16 protein-coding genes and 1 tRNA gene are annotated in these 16298 nt (G+C 68.4%); 12 read left to right on the plus strand and 5 right to left on the minus strand.

What is annotated here, in order from left to right:
• The first annotated feature begins 3 nt into the window (after positions 1 to 3).
• The 8 genes from OC372_RS19095 to OC372_RS19130 all read left to right on the plus strand — a co-directional run bounded on the left by OC372_RS19095 (position 4) and on the right by OC372_RS19130 (position 7529).
• A complete protein-coding gene (locus OC372_RS19095; RefSeq protein WP_262003834.1) occupies positions 4 to 1086 on the plus strand; it encodes a polyprenyl synthetase family protein in 1083 nt (360 codons plus the stop codon).
• Complete coding sequence (locus OC372_RS19100; protein WP_262003836.1) at positions 1083 to 1991, plus strand: phytoene/squalene synthase family protein; 909 nt, start codon at positions 1083 to 1085, stop codon at positions 1989 to 1991. Before OC372_RS19095 ends, OC372_RS19100 begins: the two co-directional genes overlap by 4 nt.
• Positions 1988 to 3589 carry a phytoene desaturase family protein gene (gene crtI, locus OC372_RS19105; RefSeq protein ID WP_262003838.1) on the plus strand — a complete coding sequence of 534 codons (1602 nt, stop codon included), beginning with the start codon at positions 1988 to 1990 and terminating at the stop codon, positions 3587 to 3589. Before OC372_RS19100 ends, crtI begins: the two co-directional genes overlap by 4 nt.
• Positions 3589 to 3936 (plus strand): lycopene cyclase domain-containing protein, encoded by a 348-nt coding sequence (locus tag OC372_RS19110; protein ID WP_105711317.1) that lies wholly within the window; start codon positions 3589 to 3591, stop codon positions 3934 to 3936. Before crtI ends, OC372_RS19110 begins: the two co-directional genes overlap by 1 nt.
• Positions 3933 to 4277, plus strand: coding sequence for a lycopene cyclase domain-containing protein (locus tag OC372_RS19115; protein ID WP_262003841.1), 345 nt, complete (start codon positions 3933 to 3935; stop codon positions 4275 to 4277). Before OC372_RS19110 ends, OC372_RS19115 begins: the two co-directional genes overlap by 4 nt.
• Positions 4274 to 5167 (plus strand): prenyltransferase, encoded by an 894-nt coding sequence (locus OC372_RS19120; RefSeq protein WP_105711319.1) that lies wholly within the window; start codon positions 4274 to 4276, stop codon positions 5165 to 5167. The genes OC372_RS19115 and OC372_RS19120 overlap by 4 nt, the downstream gene beginning before the upstream one ends.
• A gap of 60 nt (positions 5168 to 5227) precedes the next feature.
• A complete protein-coding gene (locus tag OC372_RS19125) occupies positions 5228 to 7414 on the plus strand; it encodes an MMPL family transporter (protein ID WP_262003843.1) in 2187 nt (728 codons plus the stop codon).
• A gap of 42 nt (positions 7415 to 7456) precedes the next feature.
• Positions 7457 to 7529 (plus strand) — tRNA-Arg (locus tag OC372_RS19130).
• A 173-nt stretch (positions 7530 to 7702) separates the two neighbouring features.
• On the opposite strand, the gene OC372_RS19135 is transcribed toward OC372_RS19130, so the two are convergent.
• The 3 genes from OC372_RS19135 to OC372_RS19145 all read right to left on the minus strand — a co-directional run bounded on the left by OC372_RS19135 (position 7703) and on the right by OC372_RS19145 (position 10321).
• Positions 7703 to 8200, minus strand: a complete 498-nt coding sequence (locus OC372_RS19135; RefSeq protein WP_262003845.1) for an HNH endonuclease — start codon at positions 8198 to 8200, stop codon at positions 7703 to 7705.
• 309 nt (positions 8201 to 8509) lie between these two features.
• Complete coding sequence (locus OC372_RS19140) at positions 8510 to 9259, minus strand: M23 family metallopeptidase (RefSeq protein ID WP_036303711.1); 750 nt, start codon at positions 9257 to 9259, stop codon at positions 8510 to 8512.
• A gap of 360 nt (positions 9260 to 9619) precedes the next feature.
• Positions 9620 to 10321, minus strand: a complete 702-nt coding sequence (locus OC372_RS19145; RefSeq protein ID WP_029262734.1) for a metal-dependent transcriptional regulator — start codon at positions 10319 to 10321, stop codon at positions 9620 to 9622.
• A 101-nt stretch (positions 10322 to 10422) separates the two neighbouring features.
• On the opposite strand from OC372_RS19145, the gene serC reads away from it, so the two are divergent.
• Positions 10423 to 11535: a phosphoserine transaminase gene (serC, locus tag OC372_RS19150; RefSeq protein ID WP_262003850.1), complete on the plus strand. Its 1113-nt coding sequence runs from the start codon at positions 10423 to 10425 to the stop codon at positions 11533 to 11535.
• Positions 11536 to 11545: 10 nt separating this feature from the next.
• Here the strand turns inward: serC and OC372_RS19155 are convergent, their stop codons facing one another.
• Together OC372_RS19155 and OC372_RS19160 are read right to left on the minus strand one after the other, a co-directional pair.
• The gene (locus OC372_RS19155; RefSeq protein ID WP_262003852.1) at positions 11546 to 12118 is read right to left on the minus strand and encodes a DUF3027 domain-containing protein; all 573 of its coding nucleotides are present in this window, start codon (positions 12116 to 12118) and stop codon (positions 11546 to 11548) included.
• Positions 12102 to 12482 carry a cold-shock protein gene (locus OC372_RS19160; RefSeq protein WP_029262737.1) on the minus strand — a complete coding sequence of 127 codons (381 nt, stop codon included), beginning with the start codon at positions 12480 to 12482 and terminating at the stop codon, positions 12102 to 12104. Before OC372_RS19160 ends, OC372_RS19155 begins: the two co-directional genes overlap by 17 nt.
• Positions 12483 to 12600: 118 nt before the next feature.
• Here OC372_RS19160 and OC372_RS19165 point away from each other — a divergent pair, with 118 nt between their 5' ends.
• The 3 genes from OC372_RS19165 to OC372_RS19175 are packed head-to-tail and all read left to right on the plus strand — an operon-like array spanning position 12601 to position 16276.
• On the plus strand, positions 12601 to 12876 hold the full coding sequence (locus OC372_RS19165) for a multidrug ABC transporter ATPase (protein WP_105711324.1): 276 nt from the start codon (positions 12601 to 12603) through the stop codon (positions 12874 to 12876).
• Between the two features lie 10 nt (positions 12877 to 12886).
• A complete protein-coding gene (locus OC372_RS19170; RefSeq protein WP_262003855.1) occupies positions 12887 to 14599 on the plus strand; it encodes a helicase-associated domain-containing protein in 1713 nt (570 codons plus the stop codon).
• A 36-nt stretch (positions 14600 to 14635) separates the two neighbouring features.
• Positions 14636 to 16276, plus strand: a complete 1641-nt coding sequence (locus tag OC372_RS19175; protein ID WP_262003857.1) for a DNA repair helicase XPB — start codon at positions 14636 to 14638, stop codon at positions 16274 to 16276.
• Positions 16277 to 16298: the final 22 nt, after the last annotated feature.

Raw genomic sequence — 16298 nt, forward strand, 5'->3', positions numbered from 1 at the left:
GCAATGAGCGCGACAGCCACGGAGGAAGCACTCGGGACACGGATCGAAGCCGCGCTGCGGCGACGCTTCTCCGCGCACACGGCAGCGGCGGATAAATACGGCCCCGGGTTCACGGAGCTGTGGACGGTGGCGGCCGAACACGCACTCGGCGGCAAACTCCTCCGGCCGCGACTGCTCGTCGACCTGGCGCAGGCCCTCTCACCGCACCCGCTCTCGGCGGAGGCGAGCGAGTCCGCGATCGATGTCGCGGCCGAGGTCGAGCTGCTGCACTTCGCCTTCCTCCTGCATGACGATGTCATCGACGGAGACCTCATCCGCCGGCGCGGACCGAACCTGATCGGCACTCTCGTCGCGGGTCGGCCGGACGCCCCTGCCGCACCGAAACTGCACTGGGCGCGATCGAGCGCGATCCTCCTCGGCGATCTCCTGTTGGCTTCGGCGGTGCTGGGGTTCGCCCGGGTGGACGTCTCCGTGCACGCACGCGATCGCCTGCTCTCGCTTCTGGAGCAGACCATCCTCGAGACCGTCGCCGGTGAGCATGCCGATGTCGCTCTCAGCGACGGCATGATCACTCCGGATCTACGAACGATCCTCTCGACGAGCGCCTACAAGACGGCGACGTACTCGTTCGTGCTTCCGCTGCGCGCCGCAGCCGTGCTGGCAGGGTCGTCGGCGGCGACCGAGCAGCGACTCACCACGATCGGCCGACACCTCGGCCTCGCGTATCAGCTGCAGGATGATCTGCTCTCCGTGTTCGGCGACCCCGACGAACACGGCAAGGATCCCTTCTCGGACCTGCGGGAAGGCAAGGAGACCGCGATCATCTCCTATGCCCGCATGACGAGCCACTGGGAGGGGATCGAACAGCACTTCGGCAGAGCCGATCTCAGCGGCGCGGACGGCTCCCGAGCTCGCGATCGACTGCGCGAGTGCGGCGCCGAGGCATTCGTGCGTGGGCTCGTCCGCGAGCACCTCGAGGCCGCATCGACCGTTCTCCGCGACGCGGAGTCCGAGGGCACACTCCCACCGGCCGCCGGACGGACGATCCGCGCACTGGCCTCCCGCGTCGATGGTCGCGAGCGATGACCACCATCCCCCACGATCCCTCCGACGACGCCGCCCTCCGCCGATTCAGCCGCACGGCGGAGATCGCGACGAGCGACGTGATCCGCACCTACTCGACGTCGTTCGGACTCGCGACCCGACTTCTCGGACGGCGACATCGTCAACATGTGCGCAACATCTACGCGATGGTGCGCATCGCCGACGAGATCGTCGACGGTGTCGCCGCCGAGGCCGGGCTCGACAGCGCGGCGCAGTCGGCAGCTCTCGCCTCCTATGTGGAAGCGACGCACCGCTCGATGCGCAGCGGGTACAGCAGCGATCTGATCCTGCACGCGTTCGCGCGGACAGCGCGGGAATGCGGCATCGGCGAAGACCTGACCACGCCGTTCTTCGAGTCGATGAGCGCCGACATCGGCGGTGCTGCGGGATTCGCCGCCTATGACGCCGACGCCCACGCGGCATACGTCTACGGGTCCGCCGAGGTCGTGGGGCTGATGTGCCTGCAGGTATTCCTGCGGGACTCGCCCCGCACACCCGAGGAGCTCGAGACCCTCCGACGCGGTGCGCGACAGCTCGGCGCAGCCTTCCAGAACGTCAACTTCCTGCGAGACCTCGCCGACGACACGGATCGTCTGCACCGCGGTTACCTCGGCGGCACCGCGCGTCTGACCGACGCAGACCGGGACGACTGGGTCGACACGATCCTGCGCCAACTGACCGACGCCCGCGCGGCGATCCCCCTGCTCCCGAAGGATGCTCGCGCGGCCGTGCGCAGCGCGCTGGCGCTGTTCGCCGCACTGACCCGCCGCGTTGCGAAGACACCGGCCGAGGTCCTGTATCGACGACGGGTGCGGGTTCCTGACCCGATCAAGGCCGTGCTCGCCGCTCGCGCGGTCGCCGTGACCGCGATGGAGCGCGACCGATGAGCCGTGTGGTGGTGATCGGTGCGGGCGTCGCCGGCCTCGCGACCGCGGGACTGCTCGCACGGGACGGGCACGAGGTCGTCGTCCTCGAGAAAAACGACCGCGTCGGCGGGCGGGCCGGAACGATGGAGCGTGACGGCTTCCGATTCGACTCCGGACCGTCGTGGTATCTGATGCCCGAGGTCTTCGACCACTTCTTCGCGATGATGGGCACCACGACCGAGGAGCAGCTCGACCTCACCCGACTGGATCCCGGCTATCGCGTGTTCCGCGAACCGACCGCAGAGGATCCGACGCGCGGCGCGGTGACGGTGCCCGCCGGCGGGCAGGCCGTCACGCGCCTCTTCGAGGATCTGGAACCGGGTTCTGCCCCGGCGCTGGACTCCTACCTGCAGTCGGCACGTCATGCCGGCGAGATGGCGCAGAAGTACTTCCTCTACAACCCTTTCACCCGGACACGGTCGCTCCTGGCGCCGGAGGTCCTTCGAGCGCTGCCCCGTCTGTTCACGCTGCTCGGCACCCGGCTGCAGTCCTTCGCGGCTCGTCGTTTCCGGCATCCGGTCGTGCGTCAGATCCTCGGCTACCCGGCGGTGTTTCTCGGCACAGACCCTCGCAGCGCTCCCGCGATGTACCACCTGATGAGCTCCCTCGATCTGGACCAGGGCGTCAGCTACCCGCAGGGCGGGTTCTGGCGGGTCATCGAACGGATCGAGGCCCTGGCCCGCGATGCGGGAGCCCGGGTCGTCACGGGTGCCGACGTCACCGGCATCCGCACCGAGGATGGGGACGGCGGAACACGCGTGACCGGCGTCGATTGGGTGGACGGATCGGGCACCTCCCACGTCGAGCTCGCCGATATCGTCGTCTCCGCCGCAGATCTGCACCACACCGAGACCAGGCTGTTGCCGCGATCGCTGCAGAGCTATCCCGAGTCGTGGTGGACTCGCCGCACGAGCGGTCCCGGCGGGGTGCTCGTCATGCTCGGGGTAGAAGGCTCCCTGCCCGAACTCCCTCACCACTCGCTGTTCTTCACCGACGACTGGGATGCGAACTTCGACGCGATCTTCGGCCCCACCCCGTCCGTCCCCGCCCCGGCCTCGACCTACGTCTGCCGACCGAGCGCATCCGACCCCGATGTCGCGCCGCCCGGCCACGAGAACCTGTTCATCCTGGTTCCCGTTCCGGCGGATGTCGAGCTCGGGCATGGCGGATCCGATGGATCGGGGTCCGCGGAGATCGAGCGAGCAGCCGATGCCGCCATCGACCAGGTCGCGGCATGGGCACGCATCCCCGATCTCCGTGAGCGGATCGTCGTGCGCGAGACCAAAGGGCCGGCCGACTTCCGCGACGACTACCGCTCGTGGCGGGGCGGGATGCTCGGGCCGGCGCATATCCTCTCCCAGAGTGCGATGTTCCGTGCTCAGAACGCGTCCAGGCGGGTGCAGGGACTCTTCTACGCCGGGGCCACGACCGCGCCCGGCGTCGGCGTGCCGATGTGCTTGATCAGCGCCGAGATCGTCCTGAAGCGCCTCCGCGGTGATCACTCCCCCGGCCCACTCCCGGAACCGGATGCCCCCACGATCGGGACGGCGGACTCCTGATGGGCGCGCTGTACCTGACCGCGCTCTTGGTCTCGCTGGGCTGCATGCTGCTTCTGGACTGGCGGTTCCGGCTGTTCTTCTGGCGGGATGCGCTCTCGGCCGCCGTCGTCACGGTGGTCGGCCTCGTCTTCTTCCTCCTGTGGGACGCGGCGGGCATCGTGAACGGCATCTTCCTCCGCGGCGACGCGGCGATCGCGACAGGTCTGGTGCTCGCACCGGAACTGCCCGTGGAGGAGCCGGTGTTCCTGCTCTTCCTCATCGTGTGCACGATGGTCATCTACACCGGCTCCGCCCGCCTGCTCGCTCGGAGGCGCGATCGGCTCCGCACGAAGGCCGGTGACGCATGAGTTATATCCACGTCGCAGCCTGCTTCCTCCTCGTCGCCGCCGGCGGTGGCATCGTCCTGGCCCTGGCCTCCCGCCGACGCGGCCCCGTGCCCGCGGCCGTCCTGCTGACGGTGCTCGTCCTGTTCCTCCTGACGGCCGTTTTCGACACGCTGATGATCGCGAGTGGGCTGTTCCACTACGCACAGGGTCCCCTGCTCGGTCTGCACATCGGCCTCGCCCCCATCGAGGACTTCGCGTATCCGCTCGCGGGCGCGCTGCTCCTTCCCGCCCTGTGGACGGCTATGCGCGCACGGCGGCGAGCGCGCGAAGCCTCGACCGAGAATGACGAGGCCCGCGGATGAACGCCCGATCCGCACGCGAGCGCACCTTCGGACGGGATCTCGCGCAGATTGTGCTCTCCTCGCGGCCGATCAGCTGGATCAACACCGCGTTCCCCTTCGCGGCGGCCTATCTCCTCGCCACGCGAGAACTCGACATCACCCTGGTGATCGGGACCCTCTACTTCCTCGTCCCGTACAACCTCGCGATGTACGGGATCAACGATGTCTTCGACTACGCCTCCGATCTGGCGAACCCCCGTAAGGGCGGCATCGAGGGTGCGCTCCTTGCGCCTCGCATCCATCGCGCTACGCTCTGGGCGGCGGCCGCCACGAACATCCCGTTCCTCGTTTACCTCGTGATCGTCGGGAACCCGGCATCCTGGTTCTGGCTCGCTGTCAGCGTGTTCGCCGTGATCGCCTACTCGGCACCGGGGCTGCGTTTCAAGGAGCGGCCGTTCCTCGATTCGATCACCTCGAGCACGCACTTCGTGAGTCCGGCGATCGTCGCTCTCGCCCTGGTCGGCGCACCGGTGACGATCGGCACGATCATCACACTCGGCGCCTTCTTCCTGTGGGGCATGGCAGCCCATGCCTTCGGTGCCGTGCAGGACATCGGCCCCGACCGCGAAGGCGGAATCTCCTCGACAGCCACCGTCATCGGGGCGCGTGCGACGGTTCGGCTCTCCCTCGGGCTCTGGGCGATCGCCGGTGCGGCGATGCTGTTCACCCCCTGGCCCGGCCCGCTCGCCGCCGTCCTCGCTCTGCCTTACGTGGTCAACGCAGCACCGTGGTGGAACGTCGACGATGGCAGCTCCGCGTCGACGAATCGCGCCTGGCGCCGGTTCATCGCCCTCAACTACTTCGCCGGCTTCCTCGCGACGATGATCCTGATCCTCGCGTGGATCTCCTGACTCCTGCCTCCTGCTCCTGACTCCTGCTTCTGAACGACCGTCCTCCCCGAAAGGCACCTGATGTCCCGCCCTGATTCCCCACCGACTCCACCCCTCAGGGAGCGCTCGCGGCAGCACTCCTGGGCGCGGGTCTTCATCCCCGTGGCTCTGATCCTCGTGTGGCTGGTGGGCGCCTCTCTGGGCGGTCCACTGTTCGGCAAGATCGATGAGGTCTCCTCCAACGAGCAGACGACGTACCTCCCCGAATCCGCGCAGGCCACCGAGGTGCAGCAGCTGCTCGGTGAATTCAACGACAGCGACTCGATCCCGGCGATCGCCGTCTTCACGTCCGAGGACGAGCTCACGCAGAGCGAACTCGATGCGATCTCGGATGCGGTGGCCGAGGCCTCGACCGTGGAGGGCGTCGGCGAGGACGTGTCTCCCGCCCTCCCCTCCGATGACGGGCAGGCCGTACAAGCGTTCATCCCGATCGACAGCGACGCCGAGCTGGCCGACACGACGACGGCACTGGGCGACGAGCTGCGCGCCGCCGTCCCGGACGGCATCAGCGTGTACATCACGGGACCCGCGGGGTTCAGCGCCGACCTGGTCGCCGGCTTCGCCGGGATCGATGGGCTGCTCCTTGGCGTCGCACTCCTGGCGGTGCTGGTCATCCTGGTACTCGTCTACCGCTCGTTCCTGCTGCCTCTGGTCGTGCTCTCGACGAGCCTGTTCGCGCTCTGCGTGGCGCTCCTCGTGGTGTGGTGGCTGGCGAAGTTCGAAGTGCTGCTTCTCAGCGGCCAGACGCAGGGAATCCTCTTCATCCTCGTGATCGGCGCCGCCACCGACTACGCCCTGCTCCTCGTCGCACGCTTCCGCGAGGAGCTCCGGGTGGCGCAGGACAAGGGCGTCGCACTCCTGGCGGCGTGGAAGGGCTCGGTCGAACCGATCGCGGCCTCGGGCGGCACCGTGATCGCCGGACTCCTCTGTCTGCTGCTCAGCGACCTGAAGTCGAACAGCACGCTCGGCCCCGTCGCGGCGATCGGCATCGTCTTCGCCATGCTGTCCGCCCTCACCCTGCTTCCCTCCCTGCTTCTGCTCTTCGGTCGCGCCGTGTTCTGGCCGCGACGCCCGCGCTTCGAACCGGAAGTGGTCGCCGCAGAGCACGGCATGCGCACGACGGGACTGTGGGCGCGGCTGGCGGGACTCATCAAGCGGCGCCCACGGGTCATCTGGATCGTGACGACCTTGGTCCTCGTCGCCGGCGCGGCAGGTGTCACACAGCTCGACGCGAACGGGGTGCCGCAATCGGACCTGGTGCTCGGTGCCTCGGAAGCCCGCGACGGTCAGGTGGCTCTGGGCGAGCACTTCCCCGGCGGATCCGGCAGCCCCGTGTACGTGGTCGTCGACGAGGACCGACTGCAGGATGCCGCGGACGTCCTGCTCGCGAACGACGGGATCGATGCGGTCTCCGTCACAGCCGCGGACTCCCCCAGCGGCACCGCCCCCGTCACCGAGGACGGCATCACGGCCGTCGGCCCGCCGGGCACCCCCGCCCCCGACCCCACGACGGTCGACGGGCAGGTGCTGCTTCAGGGCACGCTGATCGACGCGGCCGACTCGGCCGCCGCTGCCGCCACCGTGAGAGAGGTGCGTTCCGACCTCGGCGACACGAAGGCACTCGTGGGCGGCGTCACCGCGACCTCGATCGACACGAACGATGCCTCCATCCATGACCGCAACCTGATCATCCCCGTGATCCTCCTCGTGATCATGCTGATCCTCATGCTGCTGCTGCGGTCGATCCTCGCGCCGGTGCTGTTGATCCTGACGACGGTCCTGTCGTTCGGAACCGCGATGGGTGTCTCCGCGCTCGTGTTCAACGGGATCTTCGACTTCCCCGGTGCGGACCCCGCCGTTCCGCTCTTCGGGTTCGTGTTCCTCGTGGCACTCGGCATCGACTACAACATCTTCCTGATGACGCGGGTCCGCGAGGAGTCGAAGCAGCACGGCACCCGAGAGGGGATCCTGCGGGGCCTGTCGATCACGGGCGGGGTGATCACGTCAGCGGGTCTCGTGCTCGCGGCGACCTTCGCCGCGCTGTCGGTGATCCCCATCCTGTTCCTGGTGCAGCTGGCCTTCATCGTGGCGTTCGGGGTGCTGCTGGACACGTTCGTCGTCCGTTCGCTGCTCGTCCCCGCGCTGACGTACGACATCGGCAAGGCGATCTGGTGGCCTTCCAAGCTGTGGCGCCGCGGCGAGGACTGATGCGCGAGGGGGCGTGCGGACGGTCGCCTAGACTGGACGCACGCCCTCGTAGCTCAGGGGATAGAGCAGCCCTCTCCTAAAGGGCAGGTCGCAGGTTCGAATCCTGTCGAGGGCACGACGTCGAAGAGGGGCCGCCCGGAGGGTGGCCCCTCTTCGACGTCTCAGGCCCTTCGTCAGCGGGCCCCGCCGGCCAGGATGCTCCACGCGCCGCCCCTGCTCCCACCGTTCCGCGCCTCACCATCCCGCGGCGCGTGGAGGGGCCGGTGGAGGACTCGAAGGCACGCGACGTCACGCCGCCAGTGCCAGGTACCGTTCCCGCCGCGGGTCACTGCGCTCGGTTCCGCGCACCGTCCAGGCGGTGCCGTGCGGAGGACGAGGGGTGAATCGCAGCTGCCAGCGCATCTCCTGCGGTGTGCGATCGCTCTTGACGTTGTTGCAGCGTAGACAGCAGGCCACCAGGTTCTCCCAGGAGTCCGCTCCCCCGCGCGAACGCGGCAGTACGTGGTCGATGGTCGAAGCCGCTTTCCCGCAGTAGCCGCATCGATGATTGTCACGACGCAGCACACCGCGGCGGGTGACCGGCACGCGTCTGCTCGTCGGCACCCGGACGTACCGAGCGAGGATGATGACCGCCGGACGTTCATACACGCCGTGGGTGCCCCAGACGGGGTCGTCTTCCACGCGTTCGATCACGGTCGCCTTGTCATTCATCACGAGCACCAGGGCTCGCTTGAACGACACGATCGCGAGCGGCTCGTATCCGGCATTCAGGACCAGTGTGCGCATTCGTCATCCTCTCGATCCGCCGGGACGGCTTCCCGGCACTCTCGACTCACACGAGGTCGCCCAGGTGGCAGAGCGATCGTGGGGACGAAAAAAGGCGCCGTCTAAAGACAGCGCCTTTCGCGCACGGCGACGCCGTGGCTTCCCCGCGGGCTATGCAGAAGGACGTGACGACCGAGGGCATCCATGGTTCGGATGGTCGGTATTCGCTCCATCAGCCTCTCCCACCTGTACGACAACGGGATCAGGCTAACCCATCCGGCTGTATGCGGGGCGAAACGGAGGGTGAATGGAGCGAGGCGTGTCCGGGAATCAGCCGGCGTTGACCGAGAGCCACGACATGGGCTCGACGAGTCCGCCGTTGATCCAGACCTCGAAGTGCAGATGGTTGGCGGTCGAGCGTCCGGTGCTGCCGACATAGCCGATCAGCTGTCCTGCCGCTACCGACTGTCCGACCTGCACTTGGCGCGAACCGTAGATCATGTGACCGTAGGTCGTCTGCACTCGCTGACCGCCCACGACGCTGTCGAGCATGACGGCGACGCCGTAGCCGCCGATGCTCTCGGCGGAAGCGCGGACGACTCCGGCAGCGGCGGCATAGATCGGGGTGCCCGCGGGAGCGAGCATGTCGGCACCGTTGTGGCCGCCGCCGATCGTGCGGCTGACGTTCCAGGAGCCCATCGGGAGCGGGTAGCGGACTTCACCCGAGCCCGGGGAGGTCAGCGCGTAGCCGGCCGTGTTGTATTGGGCAGACGAGGACGCCGTCGATGCCTTTGCGGCAGCGGCCGCGCGAGCCGCAGCGGCCTCTTCTGCCTTCTTCTTCGCGATCTCCTCGGGAGTCGTCGCACTGAAGGAGCCTCGACTCAAGGGAGCAGCTGTGGCCTGCGAGGCCACCACCAGGGACTGCGCGTCGACCGCGGCCAGCTGCTGCAAGGTCGTCGGAGCGGCTTCGCTCGGCTTCGACTGCGCGAACGCAGGAAGAGCGATGCCGGCGACGAGCGCACCGACGGCCCCGAAGATGGCGATGGATCGGAGTGGCTTGACGGCCTTGCGAGCGGTCACCCGCGCACCTGCACGTCGTGCGCTCACTCGGTCTCCAGATGTCTTCTTCGCGGGCTGTTCGATGTCTGCGGCCAAAACGTGGTCCTCCTGGGCCCTAGCGCTTTCGGGTAGCGCTGGCTCGTCGGCACTCTGCTCTCGTGGCACGAACGTATCTCGGGTACTTTGTGCGTTCCTGCCGTGAAGACGACGAGCCTGAAAGGCGTATCTTCGCGGTCCATCTCCAGCGGGCTTCTTCGCTGGCGACTCGACCGAGGTTACCGGAAGATAACGATCGTGTCACCCCGGGAACCTGACAATCGTCGCAGAGGCCGCATCAGGAGCACTCCACATGCCGCTGCGAGGCACGGAATCCGTGCCGGATCAGGCGGGTTCGCCCACGAGGAAGATGTGCGATGCAAGCTCCACGGGGAGTTCCAGACCGTCTTCCTTGCCGTCCATCTGGATGAGGACGTACCCCTCGCTGAAGCGGAAGTCTCCGTGCGCTCCGGGAACCACACCGGCATCGCGCAGCTGCTCCAGCAGCTCGGGGTCGACCTGCGCGGGCTCGGCGAGGCGACGAACGGTCCCCTCGACGGGCTCGCCCGCTGCGTTGAGTCGTTGGACGAGACCGATGACGCCCTCGTCGAAGGTGCGAGCCGGCAGGTCGCCGAGCTGGTCGAGGCCGGGGATCGGGTTGCCGTAGGGCGATTCGGTCGGGTGCCCGAGCAGCTCCACCAGGCGGCGCTCGACCTGCTCGCTCATCACGTGCTCCCACCGGCAGGCCTCTTCGTGCACGTACGCCCAGTCGAGTCCGATGACATCCGACAGCAGACGCTCGGCGAGACGGTGCTTGCGCATCACGTCGACGGCCTTGCGGCGGCCGGCGTCGGTGAGCTCGAGCGTGCGGTCCTCCGAGACGATGACGAGGCCATCGCGCTCCATGCGCCCCACGGTCTGCGAGACCGTCGGGCCGGAGTGACCGAGGCGCTCGGAGATGCGCGCGCGCAGCGGCACGATGTTCTCCTCCTCGAGTTCGAGGATGGTGCGGAGATACATCTCCGTGGTGTCGATCAGATCGGTCATGTGCAGGCCCTCCGGGGTTCTTAGGCAAGCCTACATTCCCGGACCGACATCGGATCCGTCGCCGGTCCGGCGACCCGCCGGGTGCCCTCTAGAATCGACCCATGGCGATCGAGATTCCCGGTGACCTCCTGCCCGCTGACGGCCGCTTCGGCTGCGGCCCCTCGAAGGTGCGCCCCGCGCAGCTCGAGGCGCTGGTCGCATCGGGAGCGTCGATCCTCGGGACCTCGCACCGCCAGGCGCCCGTGAAGAACCTCGTCGGCAGCGTGCGCGAGCAGCTCGCCGCCCTGTTCCGCATCCCCGAGGGATACGAGATCCTGGTGGGCAACGGCGGCTCGACCGCCTTCTGGGACGCCGCGGCCTTCGGCCTCATCGAACGTCGCAGCCAGAACCTCGTCTTCGGCGAGTTCGGCGGTAAGTTCGCCGCCGCAGCCGGTGCCCCCTGGCTCGAGGCTCCCGACGTGCGCAAGGCCGAGCCCGGGTCCCTGACCGTCGCCGAGCCCGTGCCGGGTGTCGACGTCTATGCCTGGCCCCACAACGAGACCTCGACCGGCGTCGCCGCTCCCGTCCGCCGCATCGACGCCGACGGCGCGCTGACCGTCATCGACGCGACGAGCGCCGCCGGCGGCATCGACTTCGACGCGGCTCAGGCCGACGTCTACTACTTCGCCCCGCAGAAGAACCTGGGTTCGGACGGCGGCCTGTGGTTCGCGGCGGTTTCACCGGCTGCGATCGAGCGCATCGAGCGCATCGCAGCATCCGGTCGGTACATCCCCGAGTTCCTGAGCCTGAAGAACGCCGTGGACAACTCCCGGCTCAACCAGACGCTCAACACCCCGGCACTGACCACGCTGCACCTGCTCGACAGCCAGCTGCGCTGGATCCTCGACAACGGTGGGCTCGCCTGGGCGGCGGCCCGCACGTCCGAGTCGTCCTCGGTGCTGTACGCCTGGGCCGAGGCGTCGTCGATCGCCACGCCCTTCGTGACGGACGCCGCACACCGCTCTCCGGTGGTCGCCACGATCGACTTCGACGACAGCATCGACGCGGCGGCGATCGCGAAGACCCTCCGGGCGAACGGCATCGTCGACACCGAGCCGTATCGCAAGCTCGGACGCAACCAGCTACGCGTCGCGACCTTCGTGTCGATCGACCCGGACGACGTGCGTCAGCTCACCCGTTCGATCGACTTCGTGCTGGAGAACCTGGGCGCCTGAGCGCCCGGACTCACTCCTCTTCGTCGACCTCGCCGGCGTCCGCATCCAGGGCGTCGGCGTCGTCGTCGGATTCGTCGAGCTCATCGATGTCGACCCCGTCGAGATCGCCCGCGTGGAGGATGTCCGCAGCACGGTCATCGTCCTCGTCGAGCTCATCGTCGTCATCGTCGAGGATGTCGTCGTCGAGAGCATCCTCGTCATCGAGATCGTCGGCGTCCTCGGCGCTCTCGTCACCCGCGGCGGCCGCGGCCTCCGCGAGTTCCACCTGATGCGCGCGGTACTCGGCCAGACGTTCGGCCCAGGGCACCCATTCCGGCGCCAGAAGGGCTCCGTCGCCGGGCAGAAGCTCGAGCTCGAGGACCGTCGGATCCTCATCATCGACCTGCGCGACGGTCACGGTCCAGTACCAGCCGGGGTAGCCGGCCAGACGGTTCTCGAACCGCAACGACACAGAGCCGTCCTCTTCGATGAGGTACCCGGCTGCGGGACCGACCGTGGACGCGGGAGTGATCTCGCCCAGCGCTGCCAGGGCGAGATCGTGGGCGCCGACGAGACGCGCGTCGGCGTCAGGCTTCGAGGTCATCAGCGACCTTGCGCAGGACGGCAGCGATCTTGCGGCCGTGTCCGGAGGCGGGGTAGCGCCCGCGGCGCAGGTCTCCGCCGATGCCGTCGAGCAGCTTGACGAGGTCTTCGACGATGATCGCCATGTCATCGGCCGGCTTCCGCTTGGCCTTCGACAGGCTGGGCGGCGCTTCGAGCACACGCACCGACAGAGCCTGGAGACCGCGCTTGCCATCGGCGACGCCGAACTCCACGCGCGCACCGGCCTTCACAGCGGTGCCGGTAGGCATCGCGGAGGCGTGCAGGAAGACGTCCTGGCCGTCATCGCTGGCGATGAAGCCGAAACCCTTGTCTTCGTCGTAGAACCTGACCTTGCCGGTGGGCATGGGAGAACCTCGCTGAGATCGATATGCAGAACAGTGGGCGCGCTCGTGCGCGTCCCCCCAGCCTACCGGTCGCACGGCCCGCGGAACCGATGGGCGCAGTACGAGTAGGCTGGGACGGATGAGCACGCAGAATTCCGAGCCGGAGGTCCCCATCCGTCGGGTGGACCGCTTCCTGACCTTCGGCGCGCTCGGAATCGCCGCTGCCGCTGTGGTGTGTTTCTTCGCCATCATCATCGGCACCTGGGTCGGCATGGATCAAGAGGCTTTCGGCCATGGCGTGTGGCCTCTCATCGCCGCGATCCCCTATTGGGGACTTCCTCTCGCCTTCGTGATGATCATCACCCTCCTCACGATGAGCTTCATCCGAAAGGGCCGCGCGTCTTCGCGTTCGTGAGGCATCGGCCATGAGCACTCACGCGCGACCGCTGGCGGATTGGCTGTCGGAGGCGAGCGACGATGACCTCCGACGACTGTTCACGGCGCGCCGGGTGCGACCGGACGTCGGCTGGCAGGATTTCTTCGACGCCGCCGAGTCCCTCCTCGACCCCACCTCCCTGTCGAAAGTTCTTCCCTCGCTGACCGCCGCGGAGGCGAAGGCGCTGATCGACGCGGCCTCGGGCGTCGGCGCCGGAGTGCAGCAGGAGAGCTTGACGGCACTGGCCCTGCTCCGGGCGGACGGCGCCCCGTATCCCCCCGTGACCGCAGCGCTCGCGGGGCGCTCGGTTCCGGACCTCCCGGCCGATCAGCCGACCGCCGTCCCCTCCTCCGAGACGGCATCGGCCCACGCCGCAGAACGTGCGTTCACGACGGTCGCCGTGCTCGCGGACCTGCTTCTCGTCGCGAGGGAGAATCCGTTCTCGCTGCTCACCGGCGGAGGCGTGAACGCCGGCGAGAAGCGTCAGCTCGGCGAAGCAGGCGTGCCCGTGGAGATCGTGGACACGCTCGTGTCGATCGCGCTCGAGTCCGGGCTCGCGGTCGCGGCGGACCGCCGACTGCGATCGAGCCAATCCGCAGAAGCCTGGCTGCGCTCCTCGGCGGTCGAACGCTGGAGCGTGCTGGCGACGTCGTTCCGCGACGCCCTGCCGCGCGGCGTCCGTTCTCCCGACGGCGGGTGGACGCCTCCACAGTCGTGGAGCGACGCGCATCCGTGGGACCCGACGTGGCCCGACCGCGCCCGTGTCCTGCACGAGGCAGCGCGGCTGCTCGGGCTGATCGCCGAAGACGGCAGCGAACCGGAATGGGCCGTCGGGCTGCGCGCCGGAGGCGATGCCGACGCTCGGGCCCTCGTGCGGCTGCTGCCGGCGGAAGTGGACCGGATCTTCCTGCAGAACGACCTCACGGCGATCGCCCCCGGCCCGCTGGAACCCGCACTCGATGTGCGTCTTCGCACGATCGCCGCCCGCGAGTCAGCGGCCCAGGCATCGTCGTACCGGTTCACCACGGAATCGGTGGCGCACGCGTTCGTCGCCGGCGAGACCGAGCAGTCGATCCTCGAGTTCCTCGGCTCCCTCTCCCTCACAGGCATACCGCAGCCGCTCGGCTACCTGATCGCACAGACCGCTCAACGGCACGGCCTCGTCCGCGTGTTCACGGATGAGGAGACCGGTCGCACGCGGATCGAGAGCACGGATTCGCACCTCATCCAGGCGATGGCCGTCGACCAGTCGCTGCGTCCGCTCGCGCTCGCGGTGCACGTCGGGTCGCTCACCACCCGCGTCAGCCGCGAGACGGTGTACTGGGCGCTCACCGACGCGAGGTATCCGGCGACTCTGGTCGGCGCGGACGGTGCTCTCCTGGTGCGCGAACGGCACCCCGCCGCCCCGGCGACGCTGCCCGACCTGGACACCCTGGATCTCACCCCCCTCATCACACGCCTGCGTTCGCACCAGGGCCCGGATGCCGACGCCGCCTGGCTCGACCGGGAGCTCGAGGCGGCGGTGCGCGCGAAATCCGTCCTCCAGGTCACGGTCGGGATGCCGGACGGCTCCACCCGAGAACTCCTCCTTGAAGCCACGGGGATGGGTGGTGGTCGTCTTCGCGGCCGGGACCGTGCGGCCGACGTCGAGCGCACGCTCCCGGTGTCGAGCATCCTCGCAGCGACGATCGTCGGGCCGTAGGCCCAGGGCCTCTCGCGACCGGTAAACTGGACAGCTATGTCTGATGGCCCCCTGATCGTCCAGAGCGATCGCACCGTGCTGCTCGAAGTCGCCCACGCCGACGCCGAGAGCGCCCGCCACGAACTCGCGATCTTCGCCGAGTTGGAACGAGCCCCCGAGCACATCCACACCTACCGGATCACCCGCCTCGGACTGTGGAACGCACGCGCCGCCGGGCACACCGCGGAAGACATGCTGGAGACGCTCGATCGCTGGTCGCGCTTCCCCGTTCCGCCGTCGGTCTCCGTCGATCTGCGCGAGACCGTGAACCGCTACGGCCGGCTGGTCATCGAGCGCGACGACGAGGGAACCCTCATCCTGCGCTCCTCCGACCCCGCCGTGCTCGCCCAGGTCGCGAACAACAAGCGCATTCAGCCCCTCCTGATCGGGCATCCGACTCCCGAGGTCTTCGTGGTGGACGCCTGGGCGCGCGGGCAGATCAAGCAGGAACTGCTGAAGATCGGCTGGCCTGCCGAGGATCTCGCCGGTTACACACCGGGCACTCCGCACGAGATCGACCTCGCCGAGGACGGCTGGCACATCCGCCCCTATCAGCAGGACGCCGTCGACGCCTTCTCGAAGGACGGATCGGGCGTCGTGGTCCTGCCCTGCGGCGCGGGCAAGACGATCGTCGGCGCCGGCGCGATGGCGGCGACCAAGACCACCACGCTGATCCTGGTCACCAACACCGTCTCCGCGCGACAGTGGCGCGACGAACTGTTGAAGCGCACGAGCCTCACTCCCGGAGAGATCGGCGAGTACTCGGGCCAGGCCAAAGAGGTCAAGCCCGTCACGATCGCGACCTATCAGATCCTCACCGCCAAGCGGAAGGGCGAGTACGCTCATCTCGCGCTGCTGGACGCCCTCGACTGGGGCCTCATCGTGTACGACGAGGTCCACCTGCTGCCGGCGCCGGTGTTCAAGCTCACCGCCGATCTCCAGGCCCGCCGCCGTATCGGACTCACCGCGACCCTCGTGCGCGAGGACGGCCGCGAGGGCGACGTGTTCAGCCTCATCGGCCCCAAGCGCTTCGACGCCCCGTGGAAGCAGATCGAGGCGCAGGGCTTCATCTCCCCCGCCGCCTGCTACGAGGTGCGCGTAGACCTCCCGCCGAGCGACCGCCTCGAGTACGCCGCTGCCACCGACGACGAACGGTACCGACTCGCGGCATCCGCTCCGGCCAAGGTCAAGGCGGTGCGCGAGCTGATCGCGAAGCATCAGGGCGAGCGCATCCTCGTGATCGGACAGTACCTCGATCAGCTCGAGTCGCTGTCGGCCGCCTTGGATGCTCCCCAGATCACGGGTGCGACCCCGATCGACGAGCGCGAGGAGCTCTATCGCGCCTTCCGCGAGGGCGAGATCTCGCTCCTCGTCGTGTCGAAGGTCGCGAACTTCTCCATCGACCTGCCGGAGGCCTCGGTCGCCATCCAGGTGTCCGGCTCGTTCGGATCCCGCCAGGAGGAGGCGCAGCGACTCGGTCGACTACTGCGCCCCAAGCAGTCCGGACACACCGCAAGCTTCTACACCCTCGTCGCGCGCGACACGATCGACCAGGACTATGCGCAGAACCGCCAGCGCTTCCTGGCCGAGCAGGGGTACAGCTACACGATCATGGATTCGGACGCGATCGCAGCCTGAGCCTCCCTCCGGCGGCTGTACC

The sequence above is a fragment of the Microbacterium sp. Mcb102 genome (assembly GCF_024519805.1).
In the GTDB taxonomy this organism is placed as follows: Bacteria; Actinomycetota; Actinomycetes; order Actinomycetales; family Microbacteriaceae; genus Microbacterium.

What these genes read in the sequence shown, in the direction of transcription:
- OC372_RS19095 (WP_262003834.1), top strand. Translation starts at nt 4, where the DNA reads ATGAGCGCGACAGCCACGGAGGAAGCACTCGGGACACGGATCGAAGCC.
- OC372_RS19100 (WP_262003836.1), top strand. Translation starts at nt 1,083, where the DNA reads ATGACCACCATCCCCCACGATCCCTCCGACGACGCCGCCCTCCGCCGA.
- crtI (WP_262003838.1), top strand. Translation starts at nt 1,988, where the DNA reads ATGAGCCGTGTGGTGGTGATCGGTGCGGGCGTCGCCGGCCTCGCGACC.
- OC372_RS19110 (WP_105711317.1), top strand. Translation starts at nt 3,589, where the DNA reads ATGGGCGCGCTGTACCTGACCGCGCTCTTGGTCTCGCTGGGCTGCATG.
- OC372_RS19115 (WP_262003841.1), top strand. Translation starts at nt 3,933, where the DNA reads ATGAGTTATATCCACGTCGCAGCCTGCTTCCTCCTCGTCGCCGCCGGC.
- OC372_RS19120 (WP_105711319.1), top strand. Translation starts at nt 4,274, where the DNA reads ATGAACGCCCGATCCGCACGCGAGCGCACCTTCGGACGGGATCTCGCG.
- OC372_RS19125 (WP_262003843.1), top strand. Translation starts at nt 5,228, where the DNA reads ATGTCCCGCCCTGATTCCCCACCGACTCCACCCCTCAGGGAGCGCTCG.
- OC372_RS19135 (WP_262003845.1), bottom strand. Translation starts at nt 8,200, where the DNA reads ATGCGCACACTGGTCCTGAATGCCGGATACGAGCCGCTCGCGATCGTG.
- OC372_RS19145 (WP_029262734.1), bottom strand. Translation starts at nt 10,321, where the DNA reads ATGACCGATCTGATCGACACCACGGAGATGTATCTCCGCACCATCCTC.
- serC (WP_262003850.1), top strand. Translation starts at nt 10,423, where the DNA reads ATGGCGATCGAGATTCCCGGTGACCTCCTGCCCGCTGACGGCCGCTTC.
- OC372_RS19155 (WP_262003852.1), bottom strand. Translation starts at nt 12,118, where the DNA reads ATGACCTCGAAGCCTGACGCCGACGCGCGTCTCGTCGGCGCCCACGAT.
- OC372_RS19160 (WP_029262737.1), bottom strand. Translation starts at nt 12,482, where the DNA reads ATGCCCACCGGCAAGGTCAGGTTCTACGACGAAGACAAGGGTTTCGGC.
- OC372_RS19165 (WP_105711324.1), top strand. Translation starts at nt 12,601, where the DNA reads ATGAGCACGCAGAATTCCGAGCCGGAGGTCCCCATCCGTCGGGTGGAC.
- OC372_RS19170 (WP_262003855.1), top strand. Translation starts at nt 12,887, where the DNA reads ATGAGCACTCACGCGCGACCGCTGGCGGATTGGCTGTCGGAGGCGAGC.
- OC372_RS19175 (WP_262003857.1), top strand. Translation starts at nt 14,636, where the DNA reads ATGTCTGATGGCCCCCTGATCGTCCAGAGCGATCGCACCGTGCTGCTC.